Genomic DNA, 21,074 nt, shown 5'->3' with positions numbered 1-21,074 from the left:
GACCTCGGCCGGGGTTTGGCCGTTCAGGGCCGTCTCAGGCCGTGGCAGGGCGCTTGCCGGCCCAGTACTCGTCCTTCAGCAGGCGCTTGTAGAGCTTGCCGGTCGGGTGCCGGGGCAGCTCGGCGCGGAAGTCGACCGAGCGCGGGCACTTGTAGTGGGCGAGCCGGTCGCGGCAGTACGCGACCAGCTCGGCCTCCAGCGCGGGGCCCGCGTCGTCCATGGACAGCGGCTGGACGACGGCCTTGACCGCCTCCCCCATCTCGGCGTCCGGGACGCCGAACACCGCGACGTCGGCGACCTTCGGATGCACCGCGAGGACGTTCTCGGCCTCCTGCGGGTAGATGTTCACCCCGCCACTGATGATCATGTAGGCGCGCCGGTCGGTGAGGTAGAGGAAGCCGTCCTCGTCCACGTGGCCGACGTCTCCGAGGGTGGTCCAGCCATGCCCCCAGGGGTCGCGGGACGCGGCGGTCCTGGCCTCGTCGGCGTGGTACTCGAACGCGGGGCCGTTGCCGAAGTAGAGCGTCCCGGGCTCTCCCGGCAGCACTTCCCGGCCGTCCTCGTCGCAGACGTGGACCTCTCCGAGGATGGGGCGGCCGACGGTGCCCCTGTGGGCCAGCCAGTCCTCCGAGTTCGTGTAGACGAAGCAGTTGCCCTCGGTGCCGGCGTAGTACTCGTGCAGGATCGGCCCCCACCAGGCGATCATCTGCTCCTTGACCGGGACGGGGCACGGCGCGGCGGCGTGCACGGCGCAGCGCAGCGACGACACGTCGTAGCGGGCGCGGGTCTCCTCCGGGAGCTTGAGCATACGGATGAACATGGTCGGCACCCACTGGCTGTGCGTGACGCGGTACTTCTCGATGGCGGCGAGGGCCTGCTCGGGGTCGAACTTCTCCATCACGACGACGGTGGCGCCGAACCGGTGGAAGTTGAGCGAGTACCGCAGCGGCGCGGCGTGGTAGAGCGGCGCCGGGGAGAGGTAGACCGAGTCCTCGTCGGGCTGGAACAGGAACGCCAGGAGCTGGTACAGCGTCCCGCCCTCGCCCATCGGGGCCTTGGACAGGGCCGGTTTCACGCCCTTGGGGCGGCCGGTCGTGCCGGACGAGTAGAGCATGTCCGCGCCCTCGCACTCGTCCACGATCGGCGTGGGCGGGTGCTGGGCGACGCGCTCCTCGTAGGAGGCGTAGCCGGGGGCCGTGCCGCCGAGCATCAGGCGCAGCGGCACGTCCGGCGGCGACTGCGCGGCGGCCTGCGTCGCGGCGCTGGTGATGAAGACCTTCGCCTCGCAGTTGCCCGCGATGTAGGCGAGCTCGTCGGGCTGGAGGCGCGAGCTGATGGCGGTGTAGTACAGCCCGGACCGCTGCGCGGCCCAGGCGACGGCCAGGTAGAGCGGATGGTTCTCGAGCATGAACGCGATGTGGTCCCCCGGGCGCAGCCCCTCCGCGCGGAGCAGCTGCGCGAGCCGGTTGGACTCCTCGTTCAGTTCCCGGAAGGTGACGATCCGCCCGGAGCCCGCCATGACCACGGCGGGCTTGTCGGGCGTCCGAGCGGCGATCTGCCCCAGGTGCATGGCCGCAACCTACCTGGCCGGACCGGTGAATGGAATCCCGTTCGGTTTGCCGGCGGATCAGACGAGCATGTGGTCGAAGTCACCGTCCTTGGCTCCCCCGACGAACGCCTCCACCTCCTCGCGCGTGTAGACGAGGATCGCTCCCTCGGGGTCCCTGGAGTTGCGCACGGCGATCTCCCCGGTGGGGAGTTCCGCCATCTCGACGCAGTTGCCGGACGGGTTACTCCGCCGGCTCTTCTGCCAGACGAGCCCGCCGAACCGGACGTCCGACATCTGGTGGCCGTCCATCATCGCCCCCTTTAGGCGTCTCGGTCCCCCTGTCCCGGGAGACCGCGATCTCGCCCCACCCCACACCATGGTACGAGATGCACGTGCATTCGTTCTTGCATTGGTTCATGCAGACGGTCTTGCATCTGCACGACTTGGGGAGCAAGATAGCGAACGCTCGCCGGTGACCAACCCGCACGCCTCTGAGGTTTGACCATGACCGTTGACCAGGCAGACGACGTCGCAGCCCACGCCACCATGGGGGGCGGGCGGCCACGGCACTTCTCGGCCGTCCACACGCCCTGGCCGGACGCCCCGCCGATGACGCTCGGCCCGAACGTCCCCGCGGAGGCCGCGCGCGGCCCGGCCGCGGCGCCCGGCCTCGCCGGGCTCTGGCCCGCCCCGCACGCGGGCGCGCCCCGCACGGCCCGCCGGGTGCTTCCCGCGGAGATCACCGCACCCCGGTCGGCACGCGAGTTCACCCAGGTCACGCTGGACGCGTGGGGCCTGGCCGGCGACGCCGGCGACGTGGTCGTCGCCGTGTCGGAGCTGGTGACCAACGCGCTGCGGCACGGCCTCGAGGGCATCCCCCAGCCGCTGCCGCTGTGCCCCATCCAGCTCGTCCTGATCGGCCATCCGAGGCGGCTGGTCGTGTCGGTGACCGACCCGGGCGCACGCGCGCCCGAGCCGGTGCCGACCGAGCCCGACCGCTGCGCGGAGGGCGGCCGGGGCCTCGTCGTCGTCGGCGCGATCAGCGACTCCTGGGGCTGGGCGCGCCTGGCGACCGGCGGGAAGGCGGTCTGGGCCGCCTTCGACCTGCGGTTCAGCCCTCCAGGGCAGGAGGAGCCTGCTCGGCGGGGGCCGAGCGCGCCGGATTCTCCAGCTCGCTGAGGAACTCCTGGGCCCACCGGTCCACGTCGTGCTCGATGACGCGGCGGCGCATGACGCGCATCCGCCTCGCCTGCTCGGCGGGCTCGGCGTTCAGCGCGGCCATCAGCGTGCCCTTCAGGCCGTCGATGTCGTAGGGGTTGACCTGGAAGGCGCCGCGCTTCAGCTCGGCGGCGGCCCCGGTGAACTCGCTGAGCACGAGCGCGCCCCGCAGATCCTTGCGGCAGGCCACGTACTCCTTGGCCACCAGGTTCATGCCGTCGCGCAGCGGGGTCACCACCATCACGTCCGCCGCGAGGTACAGCGCGGCCAGCTCGGCGCGGTCATAGGAGCTGTGCATGTAGTGGATGACCGGAAACCCGATCTCGCTGTGCTCTCCGTTGATCCGCCCGACGAGCTGCTCGATCTCCTCCCGGAGCAGCTGGTACTGCTCGACGCGCTCCCGGCTCGGCGTCGCGATCTGCACGAACACCGCCTGCCCCGGCTTGATGTGGCCCTCTTCGACCAGCTCCCCGAAGGCCTGGAGCCGCTGCGTGATGCCCTTGGTGTAGTCGAGCCGGTCGACGCCCAGGAGCACGGTGGCGTCGCCGAGGTCGGTGCGGATCTCCTGCGCCCGCTCCAGGACGTCCTCGCGCCCGATCAGGTCGTTCAGTTCGCCCACGTCCACCGAGATGGGGAACGCGCGGGCCCGCACGACGCGGTCGTCCCAGAAGACGTCCTGCTTGGTGAAACGGGCGTCCAGAAGGCGCCGGCAGAGCCGCACGAAGTTCGCCGCCGCGCCGGGGAGCTGGAAGCCGACCAGGTCGGCGCCGAGCAGCCCCTCCAGGATCCGCCGCCGCCACGGCAGCTGCCAGAACAGCTCCACCGGCGGGAAGGGGATGTGCAGGAAGAAGCCGATCCGCAGGTCGGGGCGCAGCTCGCGGAGCATCTGCGGGACGAGCTGGAGCTGGTAGTCCTGCACCCAGACGATGGCGTTCTTCGAGGCGACCTTCGCCGCCGCCTCGGCGAAGCGCCGGTTGACGCGGACGTAGGCGTCCCACATCGCCCGGTCGTAGACGGGCGTGGCGACGACGTCGTGGTAGAGCGGCCACAGCGTGGCGTTCGAGAAGCCCTCGTAGTAGAGCTCCACCTCCTGCGCGGACTGCGCGATGGGGTGCAGCGACATGCCGTCCTCCTCGAACGGCTCCAGCTGCTCGTCCGGCGCGCCCGTCCAGCCGATCCACGTGCCCTTCCTGCGCCTCATCACCGGGGCGATCGCGCTGACCAGTCCGCCCGGACTGCGCCGCCAGCGCGGGACGCCGTCGGCTCCGACATTCCGGTCCACCGGCAACCTGTTGGCCACCACCACGAACTCACTACCGCGCGACACTCTGCGACCCGCCTCTCCAGGAAACTCTCAGCGCTCACTCATGCCCACATACGGTCAACAGGAACATCTTGTCATTTCGACGCAAAGGACCCGAAGTCCGAAAAGGGGGATGTCAGGCACGCGGGGCGGCCTGGAGGAGGGATTGGATCGGGCCATATTCCTTTCCCGGCAGGTGACCCCTGTCGAACCACGAGTCACGCGGGGCGGACGGCGGGGAGAAAAAGTTACCCAGATCACACTTGCGAGCACCCCCCGCAACGCGGCGGGGGCCCGGTGGAAGGGTGCCGGGTCCGTGAAGGGCACGCGGCCGGCGAGTCCGACCGCCGCCGGCAGCGGCCCCGCAGGCCGTCGCGGCGGGCTAATGTGACCAGAGGCGGGGACCGCCAGTAAGGGGAGCATCGCATTGCGTGACTTCGGGGGAATCGTCGAGCGCTCGCCCGCCCGGGTCGTCCGGCCGGCGTCGGCGCGGGAAGCCGCGGCGGCGGTCCGCGAAGCCGCCGCGCAGGGCATGGAGCTGGTGCCGCGCGGTCTCGGGCACTCCACCTACGGGCAGTCCCTGACCGCGGGCGTCTCGCTCGACCTCGGCGGGCTGGCGGGCGTGCGCGAGGTGGGCCCGGACCGCGCGGTCGCCGGCGCGGGGACGAGCTGGCGCGCGGTCCTCGCCGCGACGCTGCCGCTCGGGCTGACCCCGCCCGTGCTGACCGACCACCTCGACGTCACGGTCGGCGGGACGATCTCCGTGGGCGGCTTCGGAGGGGCGTCCCACCGGTACGGGACGCAGGCCGAGAACGTCCTCGCGCTGGAGGTCGTCGTGGACGGGGAGCTCGTCACCTGCTCTCCCGACGTCCGCTCCGACGTCTTCGACGCGGTCCGCGGCGGGCTCGGCCGGCACGGCGTCATCACCGCGGCGACGCTGCGGCTCGTCCCGGCGCCGAGGCGGGTGCTGAGCTGCACGGTCCCGTGCCGCGACGCCGCCGACCTCCTGCGCGTCCAGCGCGAGACCACGGCCGAGCACATCTCGGGCCAGGTCAAGCCCTCGGAGGCCGGCTGGACGTACGAGGCCAAGGCCGTTCTGTACGGCCAGGGCGAGCCCCCTCCCGGCACGGCGGAGACCGAGGAGCTCTCCTACGCCGACTTCGCCGACCGGATGCGACCCGACGTGGAGGAGCTGATCGCGCTCGGCGAGTGGGCGCGCCCGCACCCGTGGGGCATCGTCCTCCTCCCCGGCCCCGCGGCCGCGGCGGTGATCGGGTCGACGGTCGCCGGCATGACCGCGGCGGATCTCGGCCTCGGCGGCGTCATCGTGGTCAAGGCGCTGCGCATCGGCCATGTCCCGATGCTCGCGGCGCCGGACGACCTCGTCGTGTTCGGCGTCCTGCGCACCGCCTCGCCCGGGTGCGCGTCCGTCGCGGAGATGCTCGCCGCCAACCGGGCCCTGCTCGACCGCGCAGAGGCGGTCGGCGGCGTCCGCTATGCCGTCGACGCGGTCCCGCCGGCCACGGGGTAGGCGGACTGGAAGGCCAGCCGCCGGTCGGCCCCCGCGGCGAGCCGGTCGCAGACGTCGTCGAGATCCATGAAGACCTGCCAGCCCTCCTGGCCGGACGCGGCGGCGAGCACCTCCACGAGGCGCCGTTCGAGACCGATGACGCGCTCGGCCTTCCAGATCGCGTCGGCGAGGCTGACGAGCAGGTCGTCGACGCCGACGCCGGGGTCGGCCCAGGACGCGTGGGTGCGAGCGAAGCGCGCCAGCCGCTCCTCGACGCCCCGCTCCCGGAGCAGGGCGTGCCCGGCGCGCTCGTGCTCGGCGCCCGGGCCGGACAGCTCGGCCGTGTGGAGCGCCTTGCCGATGTCGTGGGTGGCCGCGCCGAACAGCACGGCCTCCGCGTCCACGGCGAGTCCGGGGTGGCGCTCGCGTGCCCAGCCGACCAGTTCGGCGGCCACGTCGTGGACGGCCCGCAGGTGGGCGGCCAGGCGGGGCGGGGCGTCGAGGTCCTCCAGGAGGCGGGCGGCCCGCTCCGGCAGCGGACGGAGCCCGGGTTCGGTCAGCGCGCGGCGCAGGATCGGGGACGGCATCCCCGCACGGTAGCGGCTCCGGCCGCCGCCCTTACCGCGCCAGGGCAATGACCTTCCGCTTCCGGCAGCCCGCCGAGCGCCTCGCCCGGAAGGAGGCTCTCGATCTGCGCGGGCCGCTGCCGATGGCGACGTGCGGGGCGGCGGCGACGGCCTCGTCGACGAGGATCGGCCAGCCCGCGGGAAGGCCGACCGGGGTGATGCCGGCTTGACGGCAGGGCCGGGCTTGTGGTCCAGTGGCTCATCCACTCATCCTCTGGAGGTTGCCGGTGCCGTCCTCCCCGATCCCCCGCGACACGGTCGTCGACGCGCTCGTCGACCGGCTGCGCGACGACGTGCTCGGCGGCCGCTACCCGCCCGGCTCCTACCTGCCGCCGGAGCGGGACCTCGCCGCCGGCTACGCGGTCACCCGGACGTCGCTGAAGCACGCGATCGTCCGGCTCGCCCAGGCCGGCCTGCTGGAGACGCGGCACGGCGTGGGGACGCGGGTCCGCGACTACGAGCGGCTGGGCGGGCCCGAGCTGCTGCCGATGCTGGTCAGCACCGTCGGGGCGGCCTGGATGGCGGAGATCTTCGAGGTGCGGCGCGAGGTCGGCGCGCAGGTCGCGGCCAAGGCGGCGGTCCACGCGACCGGCGAGCAGCGGGCCCGGCTGCGGGAGCTGGCCGCGCTGGTCAGGGACGCCGCCGGAGGCGACGAGGCCCAGCTGGCCGAGTGCGAGGTCCACCGGGTCATCGCGGCGGCCACCGGCAACCGGGTCTACGGGTTCATGGTCAACGCCCTGCTGAACGCCTACCTCGCCGTCCGGGAGGGCTTCACGCACGCCTTCGCCGACCCGGCGGCGGCCGCGGACCGGCTCGCGCCCCTGGTCGAGGCCCTGTGCGACGGCGACGCCGCGCGGGCGCGCGAGGCGGCGGGCGCGTACTTCGCCGAAACCGAGTCGATCATGCGGGGCTCGCGATGAGCGCGCGGCGCACGGTCTTCGACGAGGTGATGGAGGGGTCGCTGCGGCTCGCCGGGGAGGACCGCGACCGCCCGATGCGGCTGGAGCTGGCCGCCGACCTGCCGGGCGTGCTGGTTCCCTGGGGCGATGCGGAGGGGGCGCTGACCGGACGCGTCCGCGTACCGGACTGGGCGGACGACCCGGCGGCGTCCGGGCGGCTGCGGGTGGCGCCCCTCGCGGCGCGCCGGATCCGCTACACGCTGGGCTTCACCGCCGGCGACGGGCGGCGGCTGCGCCTGGACGGCTGGAAGACCGTCAGCCCGCGGCACCCCGTCCGGTCGATGACGTTCCTGCCGCTCACGGTGACCGACGAGGACGGGGCCGTGGCCGGTGAGGCGCGGCTGCGCTTCGACCTGCGCCGCGACCTCGCCCGCTTCCTCGGCGGCATCCGCCTCCCCGGGCCGGACCCCATGCGGTCGCGGTGGCGCGGGCAGGCGGGGCGGCTGGAGGTCTGGTACACGACGCTGACCGACCCGGCGACCGGGACGGGCGTGTGGCTCCACCACGAGCTCGTCGCGCCGGTCAAGGGCGCGGCGGACGCGGGCGTCGCGCGGGCGCACGGCTGGGCCGCCGTGTTCCCGCCCGGCGAGGCGCCGGTGCTCGCGCGGTTCGGCCCGGAGGAGTGGAGCCCGCCGGAGGACGCCGCGTTCGCCGCCGGGCCCGTCGAGCAGGCCGATGGGCGGCTCACCGGCACGGCCGGGGCCGTCACCTGGGACCTGCGCGAGTCGGGAGGCGGCCGCGCCCTCTACACCTTCCCGCGCTGGGCGTGGGAGTCCGAGCTCCTGCCCGCCGCGCAGATCGTCCCGAGGCCGGCGGCGACGTACGGCGGCGTGGTGCGGTTCGGCGACCGCGTCCTGGAACTGGACGCCGCCCCCGGCGCGTCCGCCCGCGTCTACGGGCACGGGAACGCGCGGCGCTGGGCGTGGCTGCACGCCGACCTCGGCGGCGGCGACGTGTGCGAGATCGTGGCGGCGGTCTCGACGCGTCCGGGGATGGACCGGCTCCCCCCGCTGCCGTTCGTCCGGCTCCGGGTGGACGGCGCCGACCTGGCCACCGGCGACCCGCTGCTCGCGGCGCTGCGGCTGCGCGCCGCCATCGGCCTGCCGGTCTGGACGGTGCACGGGCGCATCGGCGACCGGCGCGTCCACGTGCGGGTGACGCTGCCGCCCGGGGAGACCGTCTCCGTCGACTACGCCGACCCGGACGGCGCCCCGGCCGTCTGCCACAACTCCGAGCGCGCCGACGTCCGGATCGTGCTGGCCCGGCGGGCGGGGCGCGGCTGGGAGACCGAGCGCGAATGGCGGCTGGACGGCACCGGGCACGCGGAGGTGGGGCTGCGGTGAGCGCGATGACCGGAACGGTCGCGGCGCTGCTCGGCATCGAGGACGCCGGCGACCTGGCGCGGGTGTCCGCCCGCGCGGAGGCCATCGGCCGGGCGCTGCCGGCGCCCGCGCGGCTCGGCCTGCGCGCCGGCGCGGGCACGCTGGACGCGCTGTCCCGGCTCGTCACCGGCCACCCGCTGGACGGCCTGGACGCCGACCGCCGCGACGCGTTCTGCGCCCTGCTGACCTCCCGTGAGCCGGCGGCGCGGCTCGTGGAGGTGCTGAAGGTCCCCCTGCTGCTCGCCGCCGGCACCGAGCTGCTGCCGCTCCCCCGGACGGCCGGCGACCCGCGCCCCGACGCGCCGCTGGACTGCACGCCGTCGGAGGGCTGGCCCGCGTGCTCGACCGCCGACGCCGTCGTGATCGGGTCGGGCGCCGGCGGCGCGATGGCCGCGCGGACCCTCGCCCGGCGCGGCATGTCGGTGGTGGTCCTGGAGGAGGGGCGGCGGTTCACCGTGGGCGAGTTCCGCGACCGCCCGCCGCTCGACCGGTTCCTCGACCTGTACCGGGACGGCGGCTCCACCGTCGCGTTCGGCCGCCCGCCGGTGCTGCTGCCCCAGGGCCGCGCGGTCGGCGGGACGACCGTCGTCAACAGCGGCACCTGCTACCGGACGCCGGACCGCGTCCTGCGGCGGTGGGCGGGGCTGGGCGTCCCGGTCGGGGACTTCGGCGACCGCCTCGACGAGGTCGAGGCCACGCTGAGGGTCGCCCGGCAGCCGATCGGACCCCTCGGCCGCAACGGGCTGCTCGCGCTGGAGGGCGCCGAGCGGCTCGGCTGGCGCGCGGGGCCGCTGCGCCGCAACGCCCCCGACTGCGTGGGCAGCGGGCAGTGCGCCGCCGGCTGCCCGCACAACGCCAAGTACGGCGTCCATCTGAACGCGCTCCCCCAGGCGTGCGAGGCGGGAGCGCGGATCGTCTCCCGGGCCCGGGTCGAACGGATCCTCGTCGAGCGCGGCGCGGCCGCCGGCGTGCGCGCGCGCCGCCCGGACGGCACGGCCTTCGAGGTCCTCTCGCCCCGCGTCGTCGTCGCGGCCGGCGCCCTGGAGACGCCGCTGCTGCTGAGGCGGTCGGGCATCGGCGCGCACCCCGGGGTGGGACGCGGTATGGCCGTCCACCCCGCGACGAACATCGCCGGGCGGTTCGCCGAGCCGGTCGTGTCCTGGTCAGGGGTGATGCAGAGCGTCGGCGTCGAGGAACTGCACGGAGACGGGATCCTCATCGAGGCGACCGCGAGCCCGCCCGGCATGAGCTCGTTCCCGCTGCCGGGCGCGGGACGGGCGCTGCGCCGCGCGCTGGAGGGCGCCGACCGCCTGGCCGTGCTCGGCGCGATGATCGCCGATGCCCCCTCCGGCCGCGTTCACGGCGCGCGGCACCGCGCGCTCGTGCGCTACGACCTGGCCCGGGAGGACGCGGCCCGGCTGCGGCGGGCGCTCGTCGCGATGGGCCGGATCCTGTTCGCGGCCGGCGCCGAGGAGGTCCTCACCGGCCTGCCCCGCCGCCCGGTCGCCCGCGACGAGGCCGAACTCACGCACGCCGTGGCGATGGCGTCCGCCGGCGACCTGCACCTGGCCGGGTTCCACCCGACCGGGACGGCGCGGCTCGGCGCCGACGCGGCCCGCGCGCCCGTCGCCCCCTCCGGCCGCGTGCGCGGCGTGCGCGGCGTGCACGTGGCCGACGCGTCGGTCCTGCCGACCTGCCCCGAGGTGAACCCGCAGCTCACCATCATGGCGATGGCGCTGCGGATCGCCGAGGGGATCGGGTAGGCGCCGCCGTCAGGACCCCAGGTACCGCAGGACGGCCAGGACGCGGCGGCTGTACCCGGTCGCGTGCGACAGGTCGAGCTTGTCGAAGATCGCGTTGATGTGCTTCTCGACGGCGCTCTGCGAGATGTGGAGGTGGGCGGCGATCGAGGCGTTGGTGTGCCCCTGCGCCATCGTGTCGAGGACCTCCCGCTCGCGCGGGGTCAGGCGCGCCAGCGGGTCGCCCTGCGCGCCGTGCGCGGCCAGCAGCCGGCGCACCACCTCCGGGTCGAACGCGGCGCCGCCCGCGCCGACGCGCTCCAGGGCGTCGAGGAACTCGTCGACCTGCGCGACCCGGTCCTTCAGCAGGTAGCCGACGCCCGCGGTGTCCGCGGTGATCAGTTCGGACGCGTAGCGCTTCTCCACGTACTGCGACAGGACGAGCACCCCCACGTCCGGCCAGCGCCGCCGTATCTCCAGGGCGGCGCGCAGGCCCTCGTCGGTGTGGCTGGGCGGCATCCGGACGTCGACGACCACGACGTCGGGCGGACCGCCGGCCACCGCCGCGATCAGCGCGTCGCCGTCGCCGACCGCCGCCTCCACCCGGTGGCCCTCCTCGGCGAGCAGCCGCACCAGGCCCTCGCGCAGCAGCGTGGAGTCCTCGGCCAGCATCACCCGCACGGCAGCTCCGCGGTGATCACGGTCGGGCCGCCGCGCGGGCTGTCCACGGCGAACGTCCCGTCCAGCGCGGCCACCCGGCGCGCCAGCCCGGCGAGCCCGCCGCCGCCCGGGTCGGCTCCCCCGCCTCCGTCGTCCTCGATGCGCACGCCGATCATTGTCGCCGATCCCGCCACGGCCACCCGCACCGACGCGGCGCCGGAGTGCTTCGCGGCGTTCGTGACGGCCTCGCAGACGACGAAGTACGCCGCGGTCTCGACCGCGTGCGGCGGCCGGCCGGGGACGTCGTAGTGGATCGCCACCGGCAGCGCGGACCGCTCGGCCACGGTCTCCAGCGCCGCCCGCAGCCCCTCGCCGTCCAGCGCGGCGGGGTAGACCCGCCAGGTGACCTCCCGCAGGTCCGCCAGCGCCCGCTGCGACTCCTCGTGCGCCTGCCTCAGCAGCTCGGCCGCCCGCTCCCCGCCGCCGGCGCGGCGGGCCCGCCCGATCAGCATGCCGAGCGCCACGAGCCGCTGCTGGACGCCGTCGTGCAGGTCGCGCTCGATGCGGCGGCGTTCGTCGTCCACCGCGTCCACCACCTGCGCCCGCGTCACCGACAGCTGCGCGATGCGGCGCTCGTACTCCTCCAGCGGGCTCGGCCCGAGGCAGCGCCTGGCCACGCTCCGCTCCATCGCCGCGACCCCGACCAGGCCCTGGACGGCGAGGAAGAGCAGCACCACGCCCGCGACGGCCGTGTAGAGGACGATCCACCAGGTCGGCGGGATGCCGTCCATGTAGTCGCCCGTGATCCACCAGCCCACCGCCAGCCGGACCGCGGCCGCCGCCCCGTAGCCGAGCAGCAGCAGGATCACGCCGCCGAGCAGCCCCACCGGCACCCGCAGCACGAGGTACGCGAGTGCCTTCAACGGGCCGTACCGGACGGCCCGGTCCTCGCCGAGGAACGCCCGGAGCCTCCAGAGCTCCAGCTCGGCCAGGAGTTCGGCGCCCTCGGCGACGGCCGCGGGCACCTTCCGGCGCCCGCGCGAGAAGGCCATCGAGTACGCCATCAGGACCGCCGCCCCCGCCAGCAGCACCAGTTCCGCTCCGGCCGTGACCGCGCCGAGCAGCAGGCCCGCCGCGGCCCGCGCCGCCGCGCGCGGGCCGCCGCGCGGCACCTCAAAAGTCGCGATCACGTTCGAGTTCTCTCGCCTCCGCTCGGTGCGCCCCCGGTCCCGCGCGCCGCCCGGACCGGCGCGACTTCACGATACGTACGGCGACGAACGCCAGCGCCGCCAGCCCGACCAGCGCGACCACGGCCTTGGAGTAGACGCCGACGTACTCCTCCACCGTCCGCCAGTTGTCCCCGAGCCCGTACCCGGCCAGCACGAACACCGTGTTCCACAGCAGGCTGCCGAGGGCGGTGTAGAGCAGGAACGTCGCCATCCTCATCCGCTCCACCCCGGCCGGGACGGAGATCAGGCTGCGGAAGATCGGGATCATCCGGCCGAAGAACACGGCCTTGGCGCCGTGCCGGGCGAACCACGCCTCCGTCCGGTCCAGGTCGTCGAGCTTGACCAGCGGCAGCCGGGCCACCAGCGCGCGGATCCGGTCCCGCCCGATCAGCGCGCCGATCCCGTACAGCGCCAGTGCCCCGGCCACGCTGCCGGCCGTCGTCCACGCGAGCGCCGCGACCAGGCTCATCCGGCCCTGCGCGGAGGCGAACCCCGCCAGGGGGAGGATCACTTCGCTCGGCAGCGGCGGGAACAGGTTCTCCAGCGCGATCGCCAGCCCCGCCCCGGGCGCGCCCAGCTTGTCCATCAGGTCCGTCGCCCACCCCGCGACGCCTCCCTCGGGGCCGCCTCCGGACGCCGCGTACATCGTCTCGATCATGGTGATGACGCTAGGAAACCGGGCGCCGCGCCACCATGGAGCGCACCGCCGAGCCGTCCGGCCGCACGCCGCACCCCGTCCCTGCGGAAAACCGCACCCCGGCCGCGGCGAAACCCGGACGGGGAGGGGGATTCGTCCTACTGTTGGATCACCGCCGTCGCCCGCTCAGGGGATCAGGGCGCACAACAGAAGGAGCCGCGCGCGTGGCCGACGACCTCCCCGAGAACGCACCTCCGGGCATCGACCCCTCCACGCCCACCTTCGCGCGCGTGTACGACTACTTCCTCGGCGGCAAGGACAACTTCGCCGCCGACCGCGAGGTGGCCGACATGGTGATGCAGCTCGTGCCGGAGGCCCCCGTCGTGGCCCAGGGCAACCGGGTCGCCATCGACCGGGCGGTGACCTACATGGCCCGCGATCTCGGGATCGACCAGTTCGTCGACATCGGGTCGGGGCTGCCCACGTCGTCCAACGTGCACCAGTTCGCCCGGACGGCCAACCCGGACGCGCGGGTGGTGTACGTCGACAACGACCCGATCGTGCTGGCGCACGGGCGGGCGCTGCTGACCGAGACCGGCGTCGCGACGTTCATCCAGGGCGACCTGTACGAGCCTGAGAAGATCTTCACCGACCCCGCGCTGACCGGGCTGCTCGACCTGTCGCGCCCGGTGGGCGTCGTGCTGGCCGCGATCATCCACCACGTGCCGGACGAGCGCGACCCGGCCGGGGTCGTCCGGGCGCTGCTCCCGTTCCTGGCGTCCGGCAGCCACGTCGTGCTCACCCACCTGCACGACTCGGGGGACGACCCGCGCGTCGAGGAGGCCAAGCGCATCCTGCAGTCAGGGCTCGGCGGGTCCTACTTCCGGCACTCCTCCGAGGTCGAGCGGTTCATGGAGGGTCTCACGATCCTGGAACCGGGGGTGGCCCACGTGACGCAATGGCGGCCCGCCGGGCCCGCCGGGCCGCTGGAGCATCCGCTGCACACCCAGATGGTCGCCGTGCTCGGCAGGAAAGACTGATCAGCGGATTCAGCGGAGAGTGAAACCGGTCCCGCCGGCAGCCGCCGGCGGAGGAGGCTCGGAGGCCCGGTTCCCGCAGGCCGCGCGGTTACGGACGGCCTCGCCCCCCGGTTTCGGACCAGTGTCCGGTCATGATCCAGGTAAAAGATCTTTTTGATCGACTTTTCCGTTGTCAGGCCTTTCTTGTAGCGTTCGCAGCGTTTTGTGAAGTGCATTCATGATCGGACTTTCCCGCCACAAGATCATGTAAGGACGCCGCGATGCCCCTGGCGACAGGCCTGGCCGCGGCCGCGCTCGTGGGCCTGCTGACGCTCCTGGCCACCGCGCGGCGCGGCAGGTTCCCCGACCGCTCCGACGATCGGCACCCTGAGTCGCTGACGGCCGTCCTCGGCCCGGGGGACGAGGAGTACCTCGCCTGGCTGGCCGACCACCACTGGCCGGCGGACGAGTACCTCGATCTGGAGCACGAGTGGCAGATCGAGCTGGAGTTCGGCGAGCCGGCGGGCCACTACGAGTCGCCGCTGTGCCCCCGCTGCGATCTGCGCCGCGAGGACGTCTGGCCGTGCCCCGCCTGCGGCAGGCTCCTGCACTCCTCCTGTGGCCACGGCATGCGGCGCCGCACCGTCGAACGCCCCTACCGGACGCACGGCACCAACTCCGAGGCGGTCGTCGCCGAGTGGATCTGCACGGGCTGCACGGCCGTCGTCGGCCTGGACGTGGACCACGGAGGCGAACCGGACGGGGGCATCTTGCGGTAAATCGCCCCTGATTGCCCGAGCTCCGGCGTGTTCACACCTGACCGAGGGTAAAAAATTCGCCATCCACTTGCATATTTCGGACGCGGCGCGGCAGGCTGATTATGTCCTTAATCATGTGGGACACCCGTGGAGGAACCCTGTGACCGCCGAGCACCACACCATCTGCCAGCACGAGCCGTGCTGTCCGCAGCCGAACGACCTCGACCGCGAGGCCGCACGCATCATCGCCGCCCACCCCGAGCAGGGGTGGAACCTGCTGTGCAACGGTGTCGTCGTCTTCGACGACACCGGCGAACTCCTTCCCGACGGCCGCGTCATCGCCCCGCACCGGCCCACCACCGCCGCCTAGAGCCCGCTCCCCCGTCCCGGCTCCATCGTCCGGCCACGTGCCGGTCGTCGCCGCCGACGCCGGACGAGTTCTCGCCGCCCGGGACGCCGCGTCGGCACCTCTGGCAGACCTCCCCCAGAGGCGGCATCCGCCGCAGGACCCCCACGTCAGGCGTATGAACCGGCGCCCGTCCTCGAACGCGCCGCCCCCGGCCCGAGCGCAGAGACCTCCACTCGCCTCGGCCACCCGCCGTCCCGCCTGGCGCGTCCTCCACGGCTCGCCGTGAAGATCCCGCTGCGTCCCGCCGCTCCGCCGGTCGCCGGGACCCGGCGACGCTCTCCCGCCCCCCGCCCATGCCGAGACCACGTTTCCGCGCCTTCATGAGGCGACCACCACCGGACTCCAACCCGCGTGCCAAACCCTGGCAGCGCGCGACGAAAGCCCGCGTGTCGTGGCGCCCCCGCACGAGGATCGCGCCCAGCCTTGGAGAGGCGACCGGACAGGGGCCGAGGCGATCCCAGGTGAACCTCGCCCGCTCGCGCGCGTCCGCATGAGACGCCGCGCGCTGTTCGTCTCCAAAGATCCGCATGTCGGACTCCCATCCGGCGGGCGATCCCGGTAGCGTTCAACTGTTTTGCTACTTACGCAACAATCATGCGGAACTCGACCGCGGAAGGACGGTGTGGTGTGGTCACAGTCCTGGTCCTCGCGTCCCTGGTCGCCCTGTTCGGCCTCTTCCTGCCGAACCTCCTCCACCCCATGCCGCCGCGCCCCGCCCCGGAACCGCCGCGGCCCGCCCCGGAGCCGCGGCATCCCGTCCCCGAGGCGCTGCGCACCGTCCCGCCCCCTCCCCCCGCCATCGATCCCCCGGGCCACCCGGAGTCCATGACCGCCGAGCTGGACCCGGGCGACGAGGAGTACCTCGCCTTCGTGGCCGACGAGCTCTGGCCCGACGACGAGTACCTGGAGCTGGAGCACACCACCGACGGCGAGGAGGAGTCCGGCGGCAGCAGCATGCTCAGGTGAGGAGGCGACCTCCTCTCACCTGCACCTGGTGGAGTGGTCTGGGTTCAGGTCACCGGTGACGCCGTGCTGTGGGCCCAGATCATGCAGTCGTGCCATGTGTCGTGTTCGGGGTCCGGTGCGGACCAGGTACGGCAGTGGTGCGGGAGGCGTTCTTCGAACTGGAAGCCGGCGCGGTCGGCCAGACGTAGCGAGGGGGTGTTGTCCGGTTCGGCCTCAAGCCAGATCCGGTCCAGGCCCAGTTCGTCGTGCGCCCAGCGGGTCAGCGCGTTGACGCCGCGCAGGGCCAGGCCCTGACGACGGTTTTCCGGTCGCACCCAGTAGGCGAGTTCGGCGCTGTGCGGGCCGTCGATCATCAGCCCCAGGGCGCCGAGCAGGCGGCCACGCTCGAGCATCCCGTAGGACGCCTGGCGTCCTGCGGCTGGATCCCAGTCGTTCAGGGCGGCGCGCGCGTCCCGCGGCGTGTAGGGCCCGGCCGGGTGCGGCCCCCAGAGGGCCCGGGCGGTCTCGGTGCCGGTGGCCTCGACCACGAGGGCGGCGTCACGGGGGGTCAAGGTGCGCAGCCGCAGGCCCTGGCCCAGGTCGATGTCGGCGATCATGTGCCCAGGACCGGGATCGGCCGTCTCGGCCCGAGTTAGCGGGATGTTCCCCGAGGCCCGCCCGGCATTTGCGGCAGACGTCATACTGTAGTCGGTGTTCATGTCCATGCCGCCTACTATGCGAGCGGAGCAGGTAGGTGGTCAAGTGCGTTATGTTGCCTACATCGGCGATCTGACCCGGCTGGCCGTCGAACTGGTCAACGGTGACGAGCCCAGCAGGCCGAGGCGTTAGGTCAACGGTCTCCGCCAGACGGCACACCCTCCATGTAGTTCCCGTAGCGCACTTGACCGCCTACACGCTCGCCTCCTACGGTAGGCGTCATGATTGCTTATGACACCTACTCTGGTCTCGAGGCGGCCCGCCGTCTCCATGTACTCGGTGACTGGGACCACGCAGCCGCTCTGCTGGCCGAGGAGGAGAGCACCGAAGCGCTCGAACTGAGGGCCGAGATCCTTTACGAGCGGTTGCTGTTCCGAGTCGACGGCGTCGAAGCCGCGGCCGACGCGATAGCGGCGCTCGATCCGGAATCGCTGCGCGCCCGTCTCCTCACCGCCCGGCTCGCCTACACCCGCCTGCTCTTCCGGCTGGACCCGCTGCCAGGGGACTACGAGACCGCGGAGGCCGGGTACCGTTTCGCATCCGCCGACCCGAAGACGCACGGATGGGCCGAGTTCCACTGGGGTGCGCTCCTCGACAACATCCGCGAGGACAGCGCCGCCGCGAAGGCGCACTACACCAAGGCTCTTCATGCCTCCCACCAGGAAGGCGACCTGATCCTCGAGTCCATCGTGCTCCGCCACATGGCCTGGCACGTGATCGGCGACGGCGATCGCGAAGAGGGGCTGCACATGCTGCGGCGCTCGCTTCACCTGCGGGCTGCGGCCGGCCTGCGCCCGCAGATCGCCGCGGCCCAACTGCTGCTCGCCGGTGAGCTGCCCGAGGATGATCCTGAACGTGCCACACTCGTCGAGACCGCTCGGAACCTGGCCGACGAACTGGGCCTCAGCTGGGTGCGGACCGGCCTCGAGAAGCTGGCCGCCTGAGCGCCGGGCCCTACGTGGTGGGGAGGGGAGCGCCGGTCTCCAGGAGGGTCTTGAGGCCGGACAGGACGTGCGGCCAGCCGTGCCGGGACATGCCGAGCAGCATCTCGCCGCCCACGTGGACGACGGTCAGCCTCACCGTCCCCCCGACGGGTTCGAGCTCGAAGGCCACTGTGGAGCGGGGTTCCCGCAGGAGGCGGGCGCGGGTCTCCTCGTCCACGCCGGTGGACCGCGCCCACTCGCGCGTGAAGGTGTGCCAGGTGTAGGCGAGCCGCCGGCCCGGCTCGGCTTCGAGGACGACCTGCTCGGGATCGGACGTCGTCGCGCCCTCCTCGTGCCAGGTGACGGCGGATCCGGGCTTCCAGTCGGTCTCGAAGGCGACGCCCCAGTAACGGCGGGTGAAGGCCGGGTCGGTGAGCGCTTCCCAGAGCCGGTCCGGCGTGGTCTTGACATAGGTCGTGTAGACGAACTCGTTCCCGGTCATCGCGTCCTGTTCCAGCGGTCTGGGGGCTCCTAGTACTGCAACGGCACTTGTGTCGTGATCCGTAGGAGATCATGGCGTGTGGTTGTCGATGTGATTGTCGCGCAGCTGGATCGGATTCATGCGCGGATCGCGGACCGGTTCACCCGGTCTGAGCCGCGTGAACGAGTCCGGGAGTATTTGTTCGGGCTGGTCGCGGGGCTGGAGCGCAAGAACGGTTGGACGCTAACCGAGCATGCCGGTGCCCTCTCACCCGATGGGATGCAGCGGTTGTTGCGGCGAGCGGACTGGGACATCGACGGAGTCGGGGATGATGCCTCAGCCATGACAAACGCCGCGGTTTACCTACTCGCCTGCGGGCCGTTGCCGATCAGCTCATGGAACGGCCGTGAACAGTTCGTAGCTATGCCCGTCAGGGTCGCGGACATAAACCCCACGGCCGCCGCCGAGATGGTTGATCTGACGGTCCCAACCGTGCTCTGGACCGGACCCATAGTCGATCGCCGGGTCACGGCGGAGCCGTTCCAGCACCGCATCGAAGGTGACATCGTCGATCAGGAAGGCGTAGTGGCCAGGCTGAACGCCGTGCCGATCGTCGAAGTCGAAGGTGAGGTCGGCGTTGACCCGCACGGGCGCGAAGGGGCCTGCCTCCTCGTGGATGTGCAGCCCCAACAGGTCCGCGAAGAATCTTGCCCCGGCGCTCTTGTCGGTGACCGGCACGATCGTGTGGTTCAACACAACTGACATGACGCTTGTCCTTCCATGGCAACGTCTGCGTGCGATACGCAGACAATATATGTGCGTATCGCATCCGATGTCCATGCGTCTCGCACTCATTCCCGCTACGCTATGGACATGACGGGAGCATCACCGGCCCAGCCCGACGCCACCGCCAGCACGGCCGATGGCGGGCCGGCATTGTTCCGGCTGGTCCGCTTCTGGTCACGTCGCTGGACCATGCGAGCATCCGAAGAGCTGACCGGCCAGATGCGCCACGTCCAGCACATTCTGGTCGTCGAAGCCGTCGACACCACGCACAACGGTGCTGCAGAAGCGACGATCGGTACCGTCGCTCACCAACTCGGACTCGATCACTCCGGGGCCAGCCGCATGGTCCGCGACGCCGTCGCCACCGGATACCTCATCCGCGTCGCCTCTGAACGGGACCGACGCCGCGTCTGCTTGCAACTGACCCCGAACGGCCACGACCTCCTCACCGGTTCCCGCCGCTGGCAACGCCGTGTCTTCGACGAACTCACCATCACGTGGGATCAGCAAGACCGCCAACAGTTCGCCTCCTACCTCCAACGCCTGGTCGATGAGCTCGGAGTCTGAACAGAGCCGCGCCTACCCACGAGACAGCTCCGACCCACCAAGTGCCGTTGCAGTACTAGGGCTTGCGGCCCACGGCGCCGTAGGCGTCCACGGCCTCCGGCTCGGCCGCCGCGTCCGGCCGCCAGTGCGTCACCGGGACGATGCCGGGCTCCACCAGTACCAGCCCGTCGAAGAAGTGCCCGATCTCCTCGGGCGTCCGCAGGACGAGCTGCGCGTTGCCCGAGGCGTTCCAGACGTCCACGATGCGGTCCGACGCCTCTCCGTGCACGACGTTCGTCCCGTCGTACATGGCGAGGTAGCTGCCGGAGGGCACCGCGTCCATGAGGCGCCGCACGATCCCGCACGCCTGGTCGTTGTCGGGGACGAACTCCAGGATGCCCATCAGCGTGAACGCGGTCGGACGGCTGAGGTCGAGCGTCTCGGCGGCGCCTTCCAGGATCGCGCCCGGGTCGCGGAGGTCCGCGTGGATGTAGGAGGTGCTCCCCTCGGGCGTGCTGGTGAGCAGGGCCTTCGCGTGCTCCAGGACCACGGGGTCGTTGTCGACGTAGACGATCCTCGACTCGGGGACGGCGCGCTGTGCGACCTCGTGGGTGTTGTCCACCGTGGGCAGACCCGTGCCGATGTCGACGAACTGGCGGATCCCGGCCTCGGCGGCCAGATGCCACACCACCCGGTTCAGGAAGAGCCGGGAGGCCCGTGCCAGCCGCGCGACGTCCGGCAGCATCCCGAGGATCTGGTCCCCGACCTCGCGGTCCACCGGATAGTTGTCCTTGCCGCCAAGCCAGTAGTTCCAGATGCGCGCCACGTGCGGAACGCTCGTGTCGATGCCTGGCACGGGTTTCTGGTCGCTCATGCGCCACCCTCCTCGGCCGGTCCCTTCCCGCTACGGGGAAAGGTCAGTCATCGTCGTCCACCTCCTGGGCGACCACCTTGCCGGTCGCGGCGTCCACGGTGACCTCGTGCTCGCTCCCGTCGGCACATGGCCCGCCGCCCGGCGTCCGTCCGCGCCAGGACGACCCTGGGCGCGACCGCCGTGGTGGCCGTCGCGCTCGTCGCCGCCGGGCTCGCGGTGGTGCTGCTGCTGCGCTCGAACCTCGGCGGGCAGGCCGATCTGGAGGCGGAGGTGGCGGCGCGCGAGGTGGCCTCCCAGCTCGCCGCCGGCACCCCGTTCGCGGCGCTCGACCTGCCGGACGGGGAGGACCATCCCGTGCAGGTCGTGGACGAGTGGGGCCAGGTGCGGGCGGCCAGCGAGGACCTGCGGCGGATTCACGGGACCGGCTCCCCCGGCGTGCGGCCCGGGCGGCCCCCGTCGGGCGACGACGATGACGGCGGTGACGACGATCCGGCGCGCGGCGAGGTGTCGGGCGGCGACCCGGACCTGTCCACGGGCAGCGACCTGGCCCGGCGGGTGCCCGTGCCGGGGGCGCGGAACGAGATCGCCGGGCTCGCCGCCACGACGAACGCGACGGCGGGGACCTCGCCGTGCGCGAGGCCCCCGGCGGCGGCGCTCTGTTCGAGGTGCGGCTGCCGGCCGTCTGAACCGGCTCCCCTACGGCCCGGTCACTTCAGGAGCTGGCGGGCCATGACCATGCGCTGGATCTGGTTGGTGCCCTCGTAGATCTGGGTGATCTTGGCGTCGCGCATCATCCGCTCCACC

At 72.8% G+C, this 21,074-nt stretch carries 23 protein-coding genes and 1 pseudogene; 12 read left to right on the top strand and 12 right to left on the bottom strand.

The window, feature by feature from the left end; all coding sequences use genetic code 11:
- Nucleotides 1–34: 34 nt before the first annotated feature.
- Nucleotides 35–1,570 carry an acyl-CoA synthetase gene (locus tag CHC11_RS26545; RefSeq protein WP_089314558.1) on the bottom strand — a complete coding sequence of 512 codons (1,536 nt, stop codon included), beginning with the start codon at nucleotides 1,568–1,570 and terminating at the stop codon, nucleotides 35–37.
- A 57-nt stretch (nucleotides 1,571–1,627) separates the two neighbouring features.
- Nucleotides 1,628–1,858: a DUF397 domain-containing protein gene (locus CHC11_RS26540; protein ID WP_179279035.1), complete on the bottom strand. Its 231-nt coding sequence runs from the start codon at nucleotides 1,856–1,858 to the stop codon at nucleotides 1,628–1,630.
- Between the two features lie 195 nt (nucleotides 1,859–2,053).
- On the opposite strand from CHC11_RS26540, the gene CHC11_RS26535 reads away from it, so the two are divergent.
- A complete protein-coding gene (locus CHC11_RS26535) occupies nucleotides 2,054–2,728 on the top strand; it encodes an ATP-binding protein (RefSeq protein ID WP_245919804.1) in 675 nt (224 codons plus the stop codon).
- On the opposite strand, the gene CHC11_RS26530 is transcribed toward CHC11_RS26535, so the two are convergent.
- Nucleotides 2,661–4,049: an alpha,alpha-trehalose-phosphate synthase (UDP-forming) gene (locus tag CHC11_RS26530; protein ID WP_425427342.1), complete on the bottom strand. Its 1,389-nt coding sequence runs from the start codon at nucleotides 4,047–4,049 to the stop codon at nucleotides 2,661–2,663. The two genes, CHC11_RS26535 and CHC11_RS26530, sit on opposite strands and share 68 nt — an antisense overlap.
- A gap of 448 nt (nucleotides 4,050–4,497) precedes the next feature.
- Here CHC11_RS26530 and CHC11_RS26525 point away from each other — a divergent pair, with 448 nt between their 5' ends.
- The gene (locus CHC11_RS26525) at nucleotides 4,498–5,601 is read left to right on the top strand and encodes an FAD-binding protein (protein WP_143227329.1); all 1,104 of its coding nucleotides are present in this window, start codon (nucleotides 4,498–4,500) and stop codon (nucleotides 5,599–5,601) included.
- Here the strand turns inward: CHC11_RS26525 and CHC11_RS26520 are convergent.
- Complete coding sequence (locus CHC11_RS26520) at nucleotides 5,565–6,167, bottom strand: HDIG domain-containing metalloprotein (protein WP_089314554.1); 603 nt, start codon at nucleotides 6,165–6,167, stop codon at nucleotides 5,565–5,567. The genes CHC11_RS26525 and CHC11_RS26520 overlap by 37 nt on opposite strands.
- 266 nt (nucleotides 6,168–6,433) lie before the next feature.
- Between CHC11_RS26520 and CHC11_RS26515 the strand changes: the two genes are divergently transcribed.
- Genes CHC11_RS26515 through CHC11_RS26505 form a run of 3 tightly spaced genes read left to right on the top strand, consistent with a single transcriptional unit; the run spans nucleotide 6,434 to nucleotide 10,310 of the window.
- Nucleotides 6,434–7,126, top strand: coding sequence for a FadR/GntR family transcriptional regulator (locus CHC11_RS26515; protein ID WP_179279010.1), 693 nt, complete (start codon nucleotides 6,434–6,436; stop codon nucleotides 7,124–7,126).
- Complete coding sequence (locus CHC11_RS26510) at nucleotides 7,123–8,508, top strand: hypothetical protein (protein WP_218826258.1); 1,386 nt, start codon at nucleotides 7,123–7,125, stop codon at nucleotides 8,506–8,508. The genes CHC11_RS26515 and CHC11_RS26510 overlap by 4 nt, the downstream gene beginning before the upstream one ends.
- A gap of 5 nt (nucleotides 8,509–8,513) precedes the next feature.
- Entirely contained in the window at nucleotides 8,514–10,310 is a 1,797-nt protein-coding gene (locus CHC11_RS26505) for a GMC family oxidoreductase (protein ID WP_089314749.1), read from the top strand.
- 9 nt (nucleotides 10,311–10,319) lie between these two features.
- On the opposite strand, the gene CHC11_RS26500 is transcribed toward CHC11_RS26505, so the two are convergent.
- From CHC11_RS26500 to CHC11_RS26490, 3 genes are read right to left on the bottom strand one after another with little or no spacing between them, the layout of a single operon-like run.
- Nucleotides 10,320–10,967 (bottom strand): response regulator, encoded by a 648-nt coding sequence (locus tag CHC11_RS26500; RefSeq protein WP_089314553.1) that lies wholly within the window; start codon nucleotides 10,965–10,967, stop codon nucleotides 10,320–10,322.
- A complete protein-coding gene (locus CHC11_RS26495) occupies nucleotides 10,958–12,136 on the bottom strand; it encodes a sensor histidine kinase (protein WP_245919802.1) in 1,179 nt (392 codons plus the stop codon). Before CHC11_RS26495 ends, CHC11_RS26500 begins: the two co-directional genes overlap by 10 nt.
- On the bottom strand, nucleotides 12,120–12,833 hold the full coding sequence (locus CHC11_RS26490; RefSeq protein ID WP_089314552.1) for a DedA family protein: 714 nt from the start codon (nucleotides 12,831–12,833) through the stop codon (nucleotides 12,120–12,122). The genes CHC11_RS26495 and CHC11_RS26490 overlap by 17 nt, the downstream gene beginning before the upstream one ends.
- A 203-nt stretch (nucleotides 12,834–13,036) precedes the next feature.
- Here CHC11_RS26490 and CHC11_RS26485 point away from each other — a divergent pair, with 203 nt between their 5' ends.
- From CHC11_RS26485 to CHC11_RS41600, 4 genes are all read left to right on the top strand, one after another.
- The gene (locus tag CHC11_RS26485; protein WP_245919800.1) at nucleotides 13,037–13,852 is read left to right on the top strand and encodes an SAM-dependent methyltransferase; all 816 of its coding nucleotides are present in this window, start codon (nucleotides 13,037–13,039) and stop codon (nucleotides 13,850–13,852) included.
- 260 nt (nucleotides 13,853–14,112) lie between these two features.
- Nucleotides 14,113–14,610: a hypothetical protein gene (locus CHC11_RS41605; protein ID WP_179279009.1), complete on the top strand. Its 498-nt coding sequence runs from the start codon at nucleotides 14,113–14,115 to the stop codon at nucleotides 14,608–14,610.
- 160 nt (nucleotides 14,611–14,770) lie between these two features.
- On the top strand, nucleotides 14,771–14,959 hold the full coding sequence (locus CHC11_RS26475; RefSeq protein WP_089314747.1) for a DUF5999 family protein: 189 nt from the start codon (nucleotides 14,771–14,773) through the stop codon (nucleotides 14,957–14,959).
- Between the two features lie 666 nt (nucleotides 14,960–15,625).
- Nucleotides 15,626–15,964 (top strand): hypothetical protein, encoded by a 339-nt coding sequence (locus CHC11_RS41600; RefSeq protein WP_179279008.1) that lies wholly within the window; start codon nucleotides 15,626–15,628, stop codon nucleotides 15,962–15,964.
- Nucleotides 15,965–16,008: 44 nt separating this feature from the next.
- On the opposite strand, the gene CHC11_RS26460 is transcribed toward CHC11_RS41600, so the two are convergent.
- On the bottom strand, nucleotides 16,009–16,668 hold the full coding sequence (locus CHC11_RS26460; RefSeq protein WP_089314548.1) for a GNAT family N-acetyltransferase: 660 nt from the start codon (nucleotides 16,666–16,668) through the stop codon (nucleotides 16,009–16,011).
- Nucleotides 16,669–16,881: 213 nt separating this feature from the next.
- Here CHC11_RS26460 and CHC11_RS26455 point away from each other — a divergent pair, with 213 nt between their 5' ends.
- Nucleotides 16,882–17,604, top strand: coding sequence for a hypothetical protein (locus CHC11_RS26455; protein WP_218826256.1), 723 nt, complete (start codon nucleotides 16,882–16,884; stop codon nucleotides 17,602–17,604).
- 10 nt (nucleotides 17,605–17,614) lie between these two features.
- On the opposite strand, the gene CHC11_RS26450 is transcribed toward CHC11_RS26455, so the two are convergent.
- On the bottom strand, nucleotides 17,615–18,085 hold the full coding sequence (locus tag CHC11_RS26450) for an SRPBCC family protein (protein ID WP_089314547.1): 471 nt from the start codon (nucleotides 18,083–18,085) through the stop codon (nucleotides 17,615–17,617).
- Between the two features lie 78 nt (nucleotides 18,086–18,163).
- Here CHC11_RS26450 and CHC11_RS26445 point away from each other — a divergent pair.
- Nucleotides 18,164–18,397, top strand: a pseudogene (locus CHC11_RS26445) (IS701 family transposase); the annotation flags it as partial.
- A 60-nt stretch (nucleotides 18,398–18,457) separates the two neighbouring features.
- Here CHC11_RS26445 and CHC11_RS26440 read toward each other — a convergent pair.
- A complete protein-coding gene (locus tag CHC11_RS26440) occupies nucleotides 18,458–18,829 on the bottom strand; it encodes a VOC family protein (RefSeq protein WP_089314546.1) in 372 nt (123 codons plus the stop codon).
- 108 nt (nucleotides 18,830–18,937) lie between these two features.
- Here CHC11_RS26440 and CHC11_RS26435 point away from each other — a divergent pair, with 108 nt between their 5' ends.
- The gene (locus tag CHC11_RS26435) at nucleotides 18,938–19,417 is read left to right on the top strand and encodes a MarR family winged helix-turn-helix transcriptional regulator (protein WP_089314745.1); all 480 of its coding nucleotides are present in this window, start codon (nucleotides 18,938–18,940) and stop codon (nucleotides 19,415–19,417) included.
- A 55-nt stretch (nucleotides 19,418–19,472) separates the two neighbouring features.
- On the opposite strand, the gene CHC11_RS26430 is transcribed toward CHC11_RS26435, so the two are convergent.
- On the bottom strand, nucleotides 19,473–20,270 hold the full coding sequence (locus CHC11_RS26430) for an SAM-dependent methyltransferase (RefSeq protein ID WP_089314545.1): 798 nt from the start codon (nucleotides 20,268–20,270) through the stop codon (nucleotides 19,473–19,475).
- Between the two features lie 707 nt (nucleotides 20,271–20,977).
- On the bottom strand, nucleotides 20,978–21,074 hold a 97-nt coding region (locus CHC11_RS26425; RefSeq protein ID WP_131764087.1), incomplete at its 5' end, for an acyl-CoA dehydrogenase family protein.

The sequence above is a fragment of the Actinomadura mexicana genome, assembly GCF_900188105.1.
GTDB classification, from domain to species: Bacteria; Actinomycetota; Actinomycetes; order Streptosporangiales; family Streptosporangiaceae; genus Spirillospora; species Spirillospora mexicana.
This window is presented reverse-complemented; position numbering and strand designations above follow the sequence as displayed.